This window comes from Alphaproteobacteria bacterium (assembly GCA_019635875.1).
Taxonomy (GTDB): Bacteria; Pseudomonadota; Alphaproteobacteria; order Reyranellales; family Reyranellaceae; genus JAFAZJ01.
Window position 1 is genome coordinate 586,633 of sequence record JAHBYP010000005.1, and the last position, 15,054, is coordinate 601,686.

The following is a 15,054-nucleotide window of genomic DNA, read 5'->3' on the forward strand; positions in this document are numbered from 1 at the left end:
AAGATGGGGCGTTGGAAGAAGCTAGACAAGCTGCCATTGGCCGAAGGCATCGACGAGGACGACTACCTCAAGCGGCTGGTCCGCGCGCAGCTCAGGCTGCTGCGGGTCCAGCAATGGCTGTCGCGCACCAATGCCCGCGCCATCGTCGCCATCGAGGGCTGGGACGCCGCCGGCAAGGGCGGCCTGATCCAGCGCCTGACCGAGAAGCTCGACCCCCGGCCGGTCGAGGTCTGGCGCATCGCGGCGCCACGGCCCGACGAGCAGGGCAAGCACTACCTCTACCGCTTCTGGGAGAAGCTGCCGGCGCCGGGCACCCTCGCCATCTTCGACCGCACCTGGTACGGCCGCGTGCTGGTCGAGCGCATCGAGGGCTATGCGAAGAAGAGCGAGTGGCAGCGCGCCTATGGCGAGATCAACGCCTTCGAGAAGATGCTGACCGATTCCGGCGTCAAGCTGATCAAGATCCTGCTCAACCTCAGCGCCGCCGAGCAGCGCGAGCGCATCATGCGCCGGCTGGAAACGCCGGAGAAGCGCTTCAAGGTGACGCTCGAGGACTTCCGCAACCTCGGCCGGCGCGACGAGTATGTCGAGGCGTTCGACGACATGCTGGAGCGCACCGACACCGACGACGCGCCGTGGTACGTGATCTCCAGCGACAGCAAGAAGCGCAGCCGGGTCGACGGCGTCGAGCTGGTCGCCGATCTGCTGGGCAAGGGCGCCGACCTCGAGCCGCCGCCGGTCGATCCCGCGGTCGCCGAGGCGGCGCGCAAGGTGATCGGCTGGGATCCCGACAAGGTCAGCCCGCTGGCGTCGCGAGCGGACAGGACATGACGCCTGTGTCCGTCCCTTCTCCCCGCGCAGGCGGGGAGAAGGTGCCGAGCGTCAGCGAGGCGGATGAGGGGCTTCCTCGCGCAACGACCGATGGCGTCGCTGTTGAGACTCCGCGAAGCCCCTCATCCGCCCTCCGGGCACCTTCTCCCCGCCTGCGCGGGGAGAAGGGAAGACCATGAGCCGTCGCGTCTTTCCCGGCTGGTGGGTGGTCGCCGGCACGTTCGTGGTGCTGTGCGTCGGCTTCGGCATCGCCTACAGCTTCTCCAGCTTCTTCCTGCCGCTGCAGGAGAAGTTCGCGGCCAACCGCGGCGAGATCTCGCTGGTCTTCTCGATCGCCGGCGCGCTGTACTTCTCGCTCGGCCTGATCACCGGGGCGATCGCCGACCGCTTCGGGCCGCGCCTCGTGGTCGGCGGCGGCATGGCGCTGGTGGCGCTGGGCATCTTCGCCGCCAGCCGCGCCGAGACCCTGTGGCAGGTCTTCGCCGGCTACGGCCTGGGCGTGGGGCTGGGCGTCGGCGCCGCCTACGTGCCCGCCGTCGCGGCGCTTCAGCGCTGGTTCAACCGCAAGCGCGGGCTGGCCACCGGCATCGCCGTGGCCGGCATCGGCATCGGCACCCTCGCCGGCCCGCCGCTGGCCAAGCTGCTGATCGACAGCGTCGGCTGGCGCGGCGCCTGGGCCGGCCTGGCGCTGATCGCGCTCGCCGCCGCGCTGTTCTCGACCCTCACCATCCGACGCTCGCCGGAAACCTACGGCCTGCTGCCCGACGGCGATGCCGCGCCCGCCGCCGCCGGCCCGGCCGCGCCGGCCTCCGGCGCCAGCCTGGGCGAGGCGATGCGCATGCCGGTGTTCTGGCTGCTGTTCGCGGCCTGCGCGATCTACTCGTTCGGGCTGTTCACGCCCTTCGTGCACATGGTGCCCTACGCGCGCGACGTCGGCCACGGCGAGACCTTCGGCGTGACGCTGATCATGCTGCTGGGCGTCGGCAGCACGCTGGGCCGCTTCGTCTTCGCCGGCCTGGCCGACAGGATCGGCCGGCGGCGCATGTACGCGCTCAGCATCCTGGGCTCGTGCCCGGCCCTGCTGCTGTGGGCCTCGACCAGCCACTGGCTGGCGCTGGTCGTCTTCGCCACAATGTTCGGCGCGCTCTACGGCGGCTTCGTCGCCCTGGCGCCCTCGGTGATGGCCGACTATTTCGGCACCCGGGCCGTGGGCTCGATCCTCGGCGCGCAATACGCCAGCGTCGCCGTCGGCATCCTCGTGGGACCGCCGGCGGCGGGCTGGATCTTCGACGCGACGCAGTCCTACACGGCGGCGATCGCCGCCAGCGCCGCGCTGGCGCTCGCCGCTGGACTGACCGTGCTGTTCTGTCCCGAGCCATCCGTGCTACGGGCACGGCGCGCCGCCATGGAGTCCTGAGCGATGAAGATGTCCGCGATCCCCTTCGGCACCACCGACTGGAGCGAAGTCGAGCCGACCGAGCATGCCGGCGAGACCGGCAAGGCGATTTGGCGCACGCGCCAGTTCGGCGACATCCGCGTGCGCCTGGTCGACTACACGCCGGGCTACCTCGCCGATCACTGGTGCGAGAAGGGCCACATCCTGATGTGCCTGGACGGCGAGCTCGACACCGAGCTGAAGGACGGCCGCCGCTTCGTGCTCAGGCCGGGCATGAGCTACCAGGTCGCCGACAACGCCGAGCCGCACCGCTCGCGTACGGCGGTCGGTGCGAAGCTGTTCATCGTCGATTGAGCCGGACTGTCATCCCGAGCGTAGCGAGGGATCCAGGGCCGCCCTGGATCCCTCGCTACGCTCGGGATGACAGGACTGAAAGCGGCCGGACCATGCCGACCAACGGCAGGTGATCGGAGGCCCAGCGCGCGCCGTCGGTCGAGAACGCCTCGAGGCTTTCCAGGTTGTCGAACGGGATCGACCACAGGCGGTCGAGCGCCATCAGCGGCCGCGGCGCCGGAAATGTGCGCACGCGCTTCAGATCCATCGGCGCGCCGATCTTGGTCAGCCGCCGCCGCTCGGGGCCGAAGACGTTGAGGTCGCCCATCACCAGGGTCAGGTCCTCGGGCTCCTGCGCCAGCGCGTCGCGCAAGAGCTCGATCTGGCGGCCGCGTTCGGCGGGGCGCAGCCCCAGATGCGCGGCGATCACGCGCAGCCGCTGGCCGCGCACCTCGACCACCGCGTCGATGGCGCAGCGGTCCTCGTAGGGCGGGATGGCGAGATCGACGATGCGCTTCTTCAGGATCGAGCCGCGCACGTAGAGGCCATTGCCGAAGCCGAAGCGCCGGGCGCGGAAGGTCTGGCCGAAGACCGGTTCCATGTTGAGCCGGCGGTGGAACAGCTCGAACTGGTCGAGGTCGGGCGAATAGGCGCGCACCTCCTGCAGCGCCAGGATGTCCGGGTTGATCGCGTCGATGACGCGCAGCACGCGGTCGGGATCGCTGCGCCGGTCCATGCCGATGCAGGAATGCACGTTGTAGGTCGCGGCGCGGATCAGGGCGGGCTCGGCCGGCGCATCGGCGACGACCGTGCGCACGTCCTCGCCGACTAGAGCACCGGTGCCAGCAAACGACATGCCTGCACCGCGACGCGGAAGGGGAATGGACGGGCCTGCACGATATCGGCCGACACCGATCGCGCGCCGGCGAAATCGCGCTCGAGCATCGCCGCGACTTCCTGTGCGAATGCTTCGTCGAGAAAGGCCAAGGTGATCTCGAAGTTGATGCGGAAGGAACGATTGTCGAAGTTCGCGGTTCCTACCGTACACAGATCATCGTCGATGAGCGCGACTTTTTGGTGGAGGATGCCGCTTTCATAGAGCAGCACCGCGATCCCGGCGCGCGTCAGCTCCGGCACGAAGGACAGGCTCGCCAGCCAGGTCGTGTAGTGGTCGGGGCGGCCGGGCAGCAGGATGCGCACATCGGCGCCGCGCTGCGCGGCCAGGATCAGCGCCGAGAGCGCCGCCGAATCGGGCACGAAGTACGGGTTGGCGATCCACACCCGCTTGCGGGCCAGCGCGATCATCTGGGTGAAGGCGAGGCTGCAGGTCTCGAGGTCGTCGGCCGGCCCCGTCGGCAGCGCGAGCACGACGCGATCCTCCGCCGGCGGGGCCTCGATGTCCCAGACCAGCGCCAGCGCCTCGCCGGTCGCCCAGAACCAGTCCTCGATGAAGCTCATCTGGCAGCACAGCGCGCTGGGGCCGCGCACGTGCACATGGGTGTCGCGCCACGGAGACAGCACCGGATCGCGATGCACGTACTCGTCGCCGATGTTCAGCCCGCCGACCCATGCCGACTCGCCGTCGACGACGACGATCTTGCGGTGGTTGCGATAGTTGATGCGCGAGTGGCGCACGAACCAGCTCTTGCGGCCGTTGAACGAGGAAACCGACACGCCGCCGTCGACCAGGGACTGGATGTAGCGGCTCGACAGATTCTCGCTGCCGACGTCGTCGTAGAGCACGTAGACCTTGACGCCGGATGCGACGCGATCGACCAGGATACGGCGGAAGGCGGCGCCCAGCCGGTCGTCGCGCACGACGTAGAACTGCACCAGCACGTATTTCGTCGCCTGCCGCACGCCCTGCAGCATGTCGGTGAAGGCCTCGGGGCCGTCGACCAGCAGCCGCGCGCCGTTGCCGCGGGTGAAGGGAAAGCCGGCGAGCCGTTCCAGGGCTCTCAGCGGCTCGGGATCGGCGACGTCGAGCGGCGCGCGCGCCCGCTCGATCGCCTCGCCGCCGTGGCGCATCAGCGCGCCCAGCTCCTCGACGCGGGCGCGCCGCGCGATGACGTAGCCATGGAACTTGCCGTGGCTGAACAGCGCATAGGCCGGCAGGGCCAGGTAGGGCACCAGGATCAGCGACAGAATCCACGCCACGGTGCCCTGCGGCGCGCGCCCCAGCATCAATGCGCGCAGCGCGCAGCCGACGCCGGCGACGTGAAAGGCGATGGCGATGGCCAGCAGCAAGCGGAGCCCCTATCGGCGACGAGCGCGCGTGGCGATCATGCCGTCAATCCTCGGGCGATCGCCCGCCCTTTTCCGCCACCAGGGTCTTCACCTCGGCCGTGGCCGTCTGGTTGCTGCCGATGTTGCGCGCCAGCCAGGGCGCCAGCTCGCGCATGGTGTCGGCGAATTTCCACGGCGGATTGATCACCACCATGCCCGAGCCCACCAGCATGCGCGGCTGCGGGTTCATGCGCATCATCTGGACGTGCACGGCGATGGCCTCCGGCGGGTCGAGCGCGATCACCGCCTCGTGCAGCGCCTGGACGAACTTCATGTCCTTGATCGGATACCACAGCGCGTAGACGCCGGTGGCGAACCGGCGCAGGCCATGGCCGATCGCCGCGACGGCGTCGGCGGTCTCGTCGCGCGATTCATAGGGCGGGTCGATCAGCACCAGCGCGCGCCGCTCCGGCGGCGGCAGCATGGATTTCAGCAGCCCGTAGCCGTCCTCCTCGCGCACCTCGATGCCCTTGTCGCCGGCGAACTCGCGCTTCAGGAACACCGACTCGCGCGGGTTGAGCTCGGCCACGACCAGCCGGTCGTCGGGCCGCAGCAGGGCGCGCGCGATGCGCGGCGAGCCGGGATAGTGCCGCACGCCCTCGGCCGGCTTGACGCCGAAGCTGCCGAACTTCTTGTCGTAGAAGCGCACCACGCGGATGTAGTCGGCAAGCGCCGCCGGCGGCTGGCGGATCGGCAGCAGGCGGCCGATGCCCGTCTTCCATTCCATGGTCACCGCGCCCTGGCCGGTCAGGTCGTAGCCGCCGCGCCCGCCATGGGTGTCGATGACCAGGTACGGCTTGTCCTTGGCCGACAAAGCCGCGATCAGGTTGGCCAGCGTGGCGTGCTTGAGCACGTCGGAGAAACCGCCGGCATGAAATCCGTGCTGGTAGTTCATAAGCGTGGCTATACCACGACGGCGCGGTTCATGCTTGGATCGCGCCGTCCTGGGCAGGAGTTCCGATGTCCGCACCGATCGTCCTGAAATCGTCGCCGCAGACCATCCACTGGGGCTATTTCGACAGCAAGCTGGAGCCCAAGGCGCGGGTGAAGTCGGGCGAGATGGTCACCATCGAATGCGTCTCGGGGGCGAAGGAGATCCTGCCCGACCCGCCCTTCGCGATCCTGCCCGAGCACCGCGAGATCCACGAGCAATGCGCGCCGCATCTGGGCCGCCATATCCTTACCGGTCCTGTCTATGTCGAGGGCGCCGAGCCGGGCGACGCGCTGCAGGTCGACATTCTCGACATCCAGTTCCGCGTCGACTGGGGCTGGAACGTGCAGCGGCCGCTGATGGGCACGCTGCCCGAGGACTTCCCGTCCTATCGGCTGACCCACATCCCGATCGAGCGCAACCGCAATGTCTGCCGCATGCCCTGGGGCACGGAGCTCGAGCTCAAGCCGTTCTTCGGCATCATGGGCGTGGCGCCGCCGCCGGCCTGGGGCCAGTGCAGCTCGGTCGAGCCGCGCGCCTTCGGCGGCAACATCGACAACAAGGAGCTGGGCGTCGGCACGAGCATCTACCTGCCGGTCTTCGCGCCCGGCGCGCTATTCTCGACCGGCGACGGTCATGGCGTGCAGGGCGACGGCGAGGTCAACCTCACGGCGCTCGAGACCTGCCTCACCGGCACCTTCCGCTTCACCGTGCGCAAGGACATGAAGCTGAACAATCCCCGGGGCGAGACGCCGACCCACTGGATCACCCACGGCTTCGACCCCGACCTCGACGACGCCGCCAAGGAGGCGTTGCGCGACATGATCCGGCTGATCCGCGGCAAGACCGGCATCGCGGCCGAGGACGCCTACATGCTGTGCAGCCTGGCCGCCGACCTGCACGTCACCCAGACCGTCGACGGCAACAAGGGCGTGCACTGCATGATCAGGAAGGAGCTGATCGGCGGGTGAGATGGCCCGCACCCTGTCATCCCGAGCGAAAGCGAGGGATCCAAGGCCAACCTGGATCCCTCGCTCCGCTCGGGATGACAGAGAGCGTTAATTCAACATTCTACGAGTGTTCAATAGTTTAATTCCACACTAGCTTTAGACATGATCGTTTGAGCGAAGGGCCGGGGCGCTGTCATCTGCGCCCATGCCCGACACCGTGCTGCCCCCCTTCGACGATGACCTGCGGCTGCTGGACCAGGTCTCGCGCGCCGCCTCGGCCCCCGACTTCCTGCGCCTGGCGATCACCGGCGCCTATCGTGACCGCATCGCCCTGGTGTCGTCCTTCGGCACCGAGGCCGCCGTGCTGCTGCATATGGTGGCCGGCATCGACCGCAACACGCCGGTGATCTTCCTCGACACGCAGAAGCTCTTCCCCGAGACGCTGCGCTACCGCGACACGCTGATCGACCGGCTGGGCCTGCGCGACGTGCGCAGCATCGCGCCCGATGCCGGGGCCATCGCCGCCGAGGATGCCGACGGCCTGCTGTGGCGGCGCGATCCCGACCGCTGCTGCGCGCTGCGCAAGGTGGCGCCGCTGGAGCGCGCGCTGGACGGCTTCGAGGCCTGGATCAACGGCCGCAAGCGCAGCCACGGCGATGCGCGGTCGAACCTGCCCATGGTCGAGCTCGAGGGCGGCCGGCTGAAGCTCAACCCGCTGGCGCTGTGGAGCGTCGGGGACGTCGAGCGCTACTTCGTCGCCAACGACCTGCCGCGCCATCCGCTGGAGGCTGACGGTTTCAGCTCGATCGGCTGCATGCCGTGCTCGGCGCCGACGCGCGTCGGCGAGGATCGCCGCGCCGGACGCTGGCGCGGCCTCGACAAGACCGAGTGCGGTATTCACGGGCTGGCCTCGATGCCGGTGCGCGGAGAGGCGTGATGGACGACCTCGACTGGCTCGAATCGGAGAGCATCTACATCCTGCGCGAGGCCAGGAGCCGCATCGAGCGGCTGGCCATGCTGTGGTCGCTGGGCAAGGACTCCAACGTGATGATCTGGCTGGCGCGCAAGGCCTTCCTCGGCCGCGTGCCCTTCCCGGTCATGCATCTCGACACCGGCCTGGAGTTCCCCGAGACCTACGAATTCCGCGAGCGCTACGTGAAAGAGTGGGAGCTGGAGCTGATCGCCGATCCCTGCCCGCCGCTGGAGCGCACCGATCCCTCGCTGCCGCCCAATACCCGCGTCGCCGCGCGCAAGACGCTGGGCCTGTCCGAAGCCATCGCGCGCTACGGCTTCAGCGGCATCATCGCCGGCATCCGCCGCGACGAGCAGGCGACGCGCGCCAAGGAACGCGTCTTCAGCCCGCGCCGCGCCGACGGCGCCTGGGACGTCCGCGACCAGCCGCCGGAGTTCTGGAACCTCTACAACGCCGAGTTCCCGCCCGGCACGCATGTGCGCGTCCATCCGCTGCTGCATTGGACCGAGCTCGACATCTGGCGCTACATCCGCCGCGAGGGCATCCCGGTGGTGCCGCTCTACTTCGCGCGCGAGGGCAAGCGCTACCGCTCGCTGGGCGAGATCGGCATCACCTTCCCGATCGACAGCCACGCCGCCGACATCGACTCGATCGTGCTCGAGCTCGAAAAGACGCGCGAGCCGGAACGGGCCGGGCGCGCCATGGACCATGATTCGGAGGACGCCTTCGAGCGTCTGCGCGTCGCGGGGTATATGTGATGAGCGTCGTCGAGCGCGCCTTCCCCATCGTCATCGTCGGCCATGTCGACCACGGCAAGTCGACCCTGGTCGGCCGCCTGCTGCACGACACCGGCTCGCTGCCCGAGAGCAAGCTCGCCCAGCTGCGCGCGGTGTCGCAGAAGCGCGGCCTTCAGTTCGAATGGTCCTTCCTGCTCGACGCCCTGCAGGTCGAGCGCGACCAGGGCATCACCCTCGACGTCACGCAGATCTGGTTCAGCACCGCGCAGCGGCGCTACGTCATCATCGACGCGCCGGGCCACAAGGAGTTCCTCAAGAACATGGTGACCGGCGCCTCGCGGGCGCACGGCGCCGTGCTGGTCGTCGACGGCAAGATCGGGATCTCGGAGCAGACGCGCCGCCATGCCTACCTGCTGCATCTGCTGGGCGTCGCCCAGGTGATCGTGGCGGTCAACAAGATGGACCTGGTCAGCCACGACAGGGCGCGTTTCGCCGAGGTCGAGCGCGAGATCACCGACTATCTGCGCGAGATCGGCATCCGCCCGGCGGCGATCGTGCCGGTCTCGGCGCGCCACGGCGACAACATCGCCCTCGCGAGCGCGGCGATGGGCTGGTATCGCGGCCCGACGATCACCCAGGCGCTCGACGGCTTCGTGCGCAGGCCGGCGCCGGTCGACGCGCCGCTGCGCCTGCCGGTGCAGGACGTCTACCGGCTGGGCGACCGACGCGCCATCGTCGGCCGCATCGAGAGCGGCGGCGTCAAGGTCGGCGACACGCTGCAGCTGAGCCCCACCGGCCGGCGCGCCCAGGTCGCGGCGATCGAGGACTGGGCGCGCGCCGAGCCACGGGACAGCGCCTCGGCCGGCGAGAGCATCGCGCTGACGCTCGACGAGGAGGTCTTCGCCGCGCGCGGCCATCTGCTGAGCGCGCCCGACGCGACGCCGGCCGAAAGCCGCGCGGTGGCGGTCCGCGTCTTCTGGTTCGACGAGGAGCCGCTGCGCGCCGGCCGCCGCCTGCGCGCGCGCTACGGCACGGCGGATGTCGACGTTGTCGTGGCGGCGATCGAGAAGGTGATCGACGTCGAGACTCTCGCCGCCGGCCCCGGCTCGCACGTCGAGCGCAACGGCGTGGGCGAGATCGTGCTGCGCTCGACCCAGCCGCTGCATCTCGACCGTTTCGCCGACGATCCGCGCGCTGGCCGCGGCGTGCTGACCAGCGACTACAAGGTGGTCGGCGGCTTCATCGTCGAGCGCGCGCTGACGGCGGCACGCAACAACACCGTCGCGGTGCGGCCCAGCGTCTCGCGCGCCGAGCGCGAGAGCCGCAACCACCATCGCGGCGGCGTCTTCTGGCTCACCGGCCTCTCCGGCGCCGGCAAGTCGACGATCGCCAATCTGGCGTTGCGCCGCCTTTTCGACGACGGACGCCAGGTGATACTGCTCGACGGCGACAATCTGCGCGACGGGCTGGCGGCCGATCTCGGCTTCGCGCGCGAAGACCGCGCCGAGAATCTCCGGCGCACGGCGCAGGTCGCGCGCCTGCTGGCGGAGAGCGGCACCATCGTGCTCGCCGCGCTGATCTCGCCCTACGCGCGCGACCGCGCCGAGGCGCGGCGCATCGTCGGCGAGGGATTCCACGAGGTGCATGTGCGGGCCGATGTCGAGACCTGTCGCGGCCGCGACCCGAAGGGTCTCTACGGGCTGGCCGCCAGCGGCCAGCTGGGCTCGTTCACCGGCGTCACCGCGCCCTACGAGGTGCCGCTGCAGGCTGACCTGGTGCTCGACACCACCGAGGAGTCCGCGAAGCGATCGGCGGAGGCGCTGGTCGCCTTCATCGAGGACAAAAGCGGCACCAGCACAGGCGACCGGCACGGCGGCTGGGGCGCTGTCCTGAGCTGACCCAGGCCGCGTTCCCCGCAACGCCCCGGCGCCAGATCCTGTCGGCCTCCTCGACCGACACGACACCCATGTCAGGAGGTGCGTCATGCTTCACCGCAGATCCATGCTTGCCGCGGCCGGCGCCGCGCTTGCGCTCCCGCCCGCCGTCCACGCCAAGCCAGCCCAAACGCTCCTCAACGTCTCGTACGATCCGACGCGCGAGCTGTACGCCGAGGTCAACGCCGCCTTCGCCAGGGCCTGGCAGTCGAAGACCGGTCAAGCTGTTGCCATCAGGCAATCGCATGGAGGCGCCGCCAAGCAGGCGCGCTCGGTGATCGACGGGCTGGAAGCCGACGTCGTCACGCTGGCGCTCGCCTACGACATCGACGCGATCGCCGGCAAGGGCCTGATCGCCAGGGACTGGCAGAAGCGCCTGCCCGAGAACGCCACGCCCTGCACCTCGACCATCGTCTTCCTGGTGCGCAAGGGCAACCCGAAGAATGTCAGGGACTGGAGCGATCTGACGCGCAAGGACGTCAGGGTGATCACGCCCAATCCCAAGACGTCGGGTGGCGCGCGCTGGAACTATCTCGCCGCCTGGGGCTACGCGCGCCGCGGCGAGGGCGCCGGCGATCGCCGGGCCGAACAGTTCGTCAAGGAGATCTACGCCAACGTGCCGGTGCTCGACACCGGCGCGCGCGGCTCGACCATCACCTTCGTGCAGCGCGGCCAGGGCGACGTGCTGCTCGCCTGGGAGAACGAGGCGCATCTGGCGACGAACGAGCTGGGCAGGGACAGGCTCGAGATCGTGATCCCCAGCGTCAGCATCCTGGCCGAGCCGCCGGTGACGGTGGTCGACAGGGTGGTCGACAGGCGCGGCACGCGGGCGCTGGCGATGGGCTATCTCGAGTTCCTCTACACCGCCGAAGGCCAGGAGATCGCCGCCAGGCACAACTACCGGCCGCGCGACGCGGCGGTCGCCGCGCGGCACGCCAAAACCTTTCCCGAGCTCGACCTGCTGACCATCGACCAGGATTTCGGCGGCTGGCAGCAGGCACAGAAGACGCATTTCGCCGACGGCGGCGTCTTCGATCGCATCCTTCGCTCGCGGTGAGCATCGAGATGTTCGCGCTTGCCACTCTCCCTTCCCCCGGAGGGGGAAGGTGGCGCGCGCAGCGCGACGGAAGGGGGATGTCGAACACGGACTCCTGCGTTCGTCTTCGACATCCCCCTTCCGCCCTTCGGGCACCTTCCCCCTCCGGGGGAAGGCAAACTCCAGCATGAGCATCGCCACCAGCGCAGGCCACCGCATCGGCGCCAGCATCCTGCCCGGCTTCGGCCTGACGCTCGGCATGACGCTGGCCTGGCTCGGCCTGATCGTGCTGGTCCCGCTGGTCAGCCTGTTCGCCATGGCCTCGATCCTGGGCCTCGAAGGCATCGCCGAGACGATCGCCGAGCCGCGCGTGCTGGCGGCACTGCGATTGAGCTTCGGCGCCTCCTTCGCCGCCGCCGCGCTGAACGCCGTGTTCGGCACGCTGATCGCCTGGGTCCTGGTGCGCTACGCGTTTCCCGGCCGGCGGCTGCTCGACGCGCTGATCGACATCCCCTTCGCGCTGCCCACGGCGGTGGCCGGCATCGCGCTCACCGCGCTCTACGCCGAGAACGGCTGGATCGGCGCGCCGCTGGCGGAGATGGGCATCAAGGTCGCCTTCACGCCGCTGGGCGTCTTCGTCGCGCTGGTCTTCATCGGCCTGCCCTTCGTCGTGCGCACGGTGCAGCCGGTAATGGAGGACCTTGGCGCCGATGTCGAGGAAGCCGCCGCCTCGCTGGGCGCCAGCCGGCTGCAGACCATCCGCCGCGTGATCCTGCCGACGCTCTTCCCGGCGCTGGCCACCGGCTTTGCGCTGGCCTTCGCGCGCGCCGTGGGCGAGTACGGCTCGGTGATCTTCATCGCCGGCAACCTGCCGATGGTGTCGGAGATCGTACCGCTGCTGATCGTCATCAAGCTCGAGGAATACGCCTACGGCGAGGCGACCGCGATCGCCGCCGTCATGCTGCTGCTGTCCTTCGCCCTGCTGCTGGGCATCAACCTGCTGCAGCGCTGGTCGCGGCGCTACCAGGAGCACTGATCGTGCCGCGCCGCAGGGAAGCCGCCGACGTTCGTGCCGAGCCGCTGCCTGTGCGGCTGCTGGTGATCGCCGTGGCGCTCGGCTTCATCGCGATCTTCGTCGTGCTGCCGCTGGTCAGCGTCTTCGTCGAGGCCTTCCGTCGCGGCGTCGGACCCTATATCGCGGCGCTGATCGAGCCGACGGCGCTGGAGGCGATCAAGCTCACCCTGATCGTCGCGGCCATCGCCGTGCCGGTCAATCTGGTGTTCGGCATCGCCGCGGCCTGGGCGATCGCCAAGTTCGACTTCCGCGGAAAGAGCGTGCTGACCACGCTCATCGACCTGCCCTTCTCGGTCTCGCCGGTGATCGCCGGCCTGATCTACGTGCTGCTGTTCGGCCTGCAGGGCTGGCTGGGGCCGTGGCTCTCGGAGATGGAGTTCAAGATCATCTTCGCCATCCCCGGCATCGTGCTGGCGACAATCTTCGTCACCTTCCCCTTCGTCGCGCGCGAGCTGATTCCGCTGATGGAGGAACAGGGCACCGAGGACGAGGAGGCGGCGCTGAGCCTGGGCGCCTCGGGCTGGCAGACCTTCCGCCGCGTCACCCTGCCCAACATCCGCTGGGGGCTGCTCTACGGCGTGCTGCTGAGCAACGCGCGTGCGATGGGCGAGTTCGGCGCGGTGTCGGTGGTCTCGGGCCACATCCGCGGCGAGACCAACACCATGCCGCTTCACGTCGAGATCCTCTACAACGAGTACAATTTCGTCGCCTCCTTCGCCGTCGCCTCGCTGCTCGCCTGCCTGGCGCTGCTCACCCTGCTGGGCAAGGCGATCGTCGAGTGGAGCACGCCGGCCCGGGACCGGTCGTCCTCATGACCATCGCGCTCAAGGGCATCGGCAAGCGCTTCCGCACGTCGGTGGCGTTGCGCGACATCGATTTCGATGTCGCCAAGGGCGAGCTGATCGCGCTGCTCGGGCCATCGGGCTCGGGCAAGACCACGCTGCTGCGCATCATCGCCGGGCTGGAATGGCCGGATACCGGCACGCTGCGCATCGCCGGCGAAGACGCGATGAACCAGAGCGTGCGCGACCGCCATATCGGTTTCGTCTTCCAGCATTACGCCCTGTTCCGCCACATGTCGGTGGCCGAGAACGTCGCCTTCGGCCTGCGCGTGCAGCGCCGCCGCGCGCGGCCTTCGGAGGCCGAGATCAAGGCGCGCGTCGCCAACCTCCTGAGCCTGGTGCAGATCGGCGATCTTGGCGCGCGCTATCCGCACCAGATCTCGGGCGGCCAGCGCCAGCGCGTGGCGCTGGCGCGCGCGCTCGCCATCGAGCCCTCGCTGCTGCTGCTCGACGAGCCGTTCGGCGCGCTCGACGCCAAGGTGCGCAAGGAGCTGCGCCGCTGGCTGCGCCATCTGCACGAGCAGCTCGGCATGACGACGCTGTTCGTCACCCACGACCAGGAGGAGGCGCTCGAGCTCGCCGACCGCGTGGTGGTGATGGGCAGCGGCCGCATCGAGCAGGTCGGCGCGCCTGAGGAGGTCTACGCCAACCCGGCCAACGCCTTCGTCTTCGACTTCCTGGGCAAGGCCAACCGGGTCCCGGTCGACATCGTCGACGGCCGGCTCGAGCTGCCGGGCGTCATCGTCGACCGCCTCGACGGCGCGCACATTCCCAACGGCAAGGCCATGCTCTTCGTGCGCCCGCACGACGTGTCGGCGATCCGTGCCGGCGACGGCAGCGCCACGGTCCGCGCCGTCAGCCTCGCCGGCCCGGTCGCCGCCCTGGAGATCACGCTCGCCGACGGCACGACGATCGACATCGAGCAGGCCCATCACCTGCACGAGGCCGACCGCCTCAGGCCCGGCGATACGGTCTCGCTGCGCTTCCGCCGCGCCGCGTCGTTTACAACGGCGGCGTCCTGAGCGCAGCGAAGGACCTTGCGGTGGTCCGTCCGGTCACAGCACGGGCATGCGACCGCACTACCGCGGGGCCCCTCGCTGCGCTCAGGACGACGATGGAGGGTTAAGGCGCCGGCTCGACCTTGAGCGTCGCGCCGTCGACGGCGATCACGCGCACCCGTGCGCCGCTGGCCATGTCCGGGCCACTGACGTTCCAGCTGCCGTCGCCCACCCGCACGCGGCCGTGGCCGTTGCGGATGGCGTCGGAGAGCGTGATGGTCGTGCCGACCAGCTGGCCGCCGCGCTCGTTGAGCCGGTCGCCTTCGCGCACCTTGAAGATCTGGCGGATCCAGCCGCGCATGCCGGCGAAGGCGGCGATGCTGACGACGGCGAAGCATCCCAGCTGGATGTCCAGGGTCGCCGACGGCCACACGAGCTTCAGCACGCCGGTGGCGAAGGCGCCGATCGCCATGAACAGGAACGCGATGCCGGGCATGAACATCTCTGGCAGCAGCAGCACGCCCGCGAGCGCGAACCAGTGCCAGAAAACGATCGTGAAGCCCGACATCGTGGTTTCCCCCCTTGTATATGCTCTTACGGCTGCGTCCACGGACCGGCCGGACGCGCCGACGAACCGCCGCCCGCCGGCGCCGGCAATGCCGTCATGCCGGCCGCGGCGCGCGCCTGGGCCTCCTTGGCCAGCTCGGCGATGCCGCCCAGGGTGCCCATGAT

At 69.6% G+C, this 15,054-nt stretch carries 15 protein-coding genes; 11 read left to right on the top strand and 4 right to left on the bottom strand.

The annotated features are described in order from the left end of the window. Positions 1-3 precede the first annotated feature (3 nt). The 3 genes from KF889_20805 (at position 4) to KF889_20815 (ending at position 2,581) form a co-directional block, all read left to right on the top strand. Positions 4-831, top strand: a complete 828-nt coding sequence (locus tag KF889_20805) for a polyphosphate kinase (GenBank protein MBX3501890.1) — start codon at positions 4-6, stop codon at positions 829-831. Positions 832-1,006: 175 nt separating this feature from the next. Further along, positions 1,007-2,248 carry an MFS transporter gene (locus KF889_20810; protein MBX3501891.1) on the top strand — a complete coding sequence of 414 codons (1,242 nt, stop codon included), beginning with the start codon at positions 1,007-1,009 and terminating at the stop codon, positions 2,246-2,248. Between the two features lie 3 nt (positions 2,249-2,251). Further along, positions 2,252-2,581 (top strand): DHCW motif cupin fold protein, encoded by a 330-nt coding sequence (locus KF889_20815; GenBank protein ID MBX3501892.1) that lies wholly within the window; start codon positions 2,252-2,254, stop codon positions 2,579-2,581. Positions 2,582-2,636: 55 nt separating this feature from the next. On the opposite strand, the gene KF889_20820 is transcribed toward KF889_20815, so the two are convergent. Genes KF889_20820 through KF889_20830 form a run of 3 tightly spaced genes read right to left on the bottom strand, consistent with a single transcriptional unit; the run spans position 2,637 to position 5,741 of the window. Then, the gene (locus KF889_20820; protein MBX3501893.1) at positions 2,637-3,416 is read right to left on the bottom strand and encodes an endonuclease/exonuclease/phosphatase family protein; all 780 of its coding nucleotides are present in this window, start codon (positions 3,414-3,416) and stop codon (positions 2,637-2,639) included. Next, complete coding sequence (gene cls, locus KF889_20825; protein MBX3501894.1) at positions 3,389-4,807, bottom strand: cardiolipin synthase; 1,419 nt, start codon at positions 4,805-4,807, stop codon at positions 3,389-3,391. The genes KF889_20820 and cls overlap by 28 nt, the downstream gene beginning before the upstream one ends. 43 nt (positions 4,808-4,850) lie before the next feature. Next, positions 4,851-5,741 (bottom strand): 23S rRNA (adenine(2030)-N(6))-methyltransferase RlmJ, encoded by an 891-nt coding sequence (locus KF889_20830; protein MBX3501895.1) that lies wholly within the window; start codon positions 5,739-5,741, stop codon positions 4,851-4,853. A 65-nt stretch (positions 5,742-5,806) separates the two neighbouring features. Between KF889_20830 and KF889_20835 the strand changes: the two genes are divergently transcribed. From KF889_20835 to KF889_20870, 8 genes are all read left to right on the top strand, one after another. Continuing rightward, positions 5,807-6,748: an acetamidase/formamidase family protein gene (locus KF889_20835; protein MBX3501896.1), complete on the top strand. Its 942-nt coding sequence runs from the start codon at positions 5,807-5,809 to the stop codon at positions 6,746-6,748. Between the two features lie 184 nt (positions 6,749-6,932). Continuing rightward, complete coding sequence (locus tag KF889_20840; protein MBX3501897.1) at positions 6,933-7,664, top strand: phosphoadenylyl-sulfate reductase; 732 nt, start codon at positions 6,933-6,935, stop codon at positions 7,662-7,664. Continuing rightward, entirely contained in the window at positions 7,664-8,458 is a 795-nt protein-coding gene (locus KF889_20845; protein MBX3501898.1) for a sulfate adenylyltransferase subunit 2, read from the top strand. The genes KF889_20840 and KF889_20845 overlap by 1 nt, the downstream gene beginning before the upstream one ends. Further along, positions 8,458-10,335 carry an adenylyl-sulfate kinase gene (gene cysC, locus KF889_20850; GenBank protein MBX3501899.1) on the top strand — a complete coding sequence of 626 codons (1,878 nt, stop codon included), beginning with the start codon at positions 8,458-8,460 and terminating at the stop codon, positions 10,333-10,335. The genes KF889_20845 and cysC overlap by 1 nt, the downstream gene beginning before the upstream one ends. An 85-nt stretch (positions 10,336-10,420) precedes the next feature. Next, the gene (locus tag KF889_20855) at positions 10,421-11,428 is read left to right on the top strand and encodes a sulfate ABC transporter substrate-binding protein (GenBank protein ID MBX3501900.1); all 1,008 of its coding nucleotides are present in this window, start codon (positions 10,421-10,423) and stop codon (positions 11,426-11,428) included. Positions 11,429-11,594: 166 nt separating this feature from the next. Next, the gene (gene cysT, locus KF889_20860; protein ID MBX3501901.1) at positions 11,595-12,443 is read left to right on the top strand and encodes a sulfate ABC transporter permease subunit CysT; all 849 of its coding nucleotides are present in this window, start codon (positions 11,595-11,597) and stop codon (positions 12,441-12,443) included. Further along, positions 12,440-13,297 carry a sulfate ABC transporter permease subunit CysW gene (gene cysW / locus KF889_20865; GenBank protein MBX3501902.1) on the top strand — a complete coding sequence of 286 codons (858 nt, stop codon included), beginning with the start codon at positions 12,440-12,442 and terminating at the stop codon, positions 13,295-13,297. Before cysT ends, cysW begins: the two co-directional genes overlap by 4 nt. Beyond that, the gene (locus tag KF889_20870) at positions 13,294-14,346 is read left to right on the top strand and encodes a sulfate/molybdate ABC transporter ATP-binding protein (protein MBX3501903.1); all 1,053 of its coding nucleotides are present in this window, start codon (positions 13,294-13,296) and stop codon (positions 14,344-14,346) included. The genes cysW and KF889_20870 overlap by 4 nt, the downstream gene beginning before the upstream one ends. Before the next feature lie 100 nt (positions 14,347-14,446). Here the strand turns inward: KF889_20870 and KF889_20875 are convergent, their stop codons facing one another. Then, the gene (locus KF889_20875; GenBank protein ID MBX3501904.1) at positions 14,447-14,890 is read right to left on the bottom strand and encodes an NfeD family protein; all 444 of its coding nucleotides are present in this window, start codon (positions 14,888-14,890) and stop codon (positions 14,447-14,449) included. Positions 14,891-15,054: the final 164 nt, after the last annotated feature.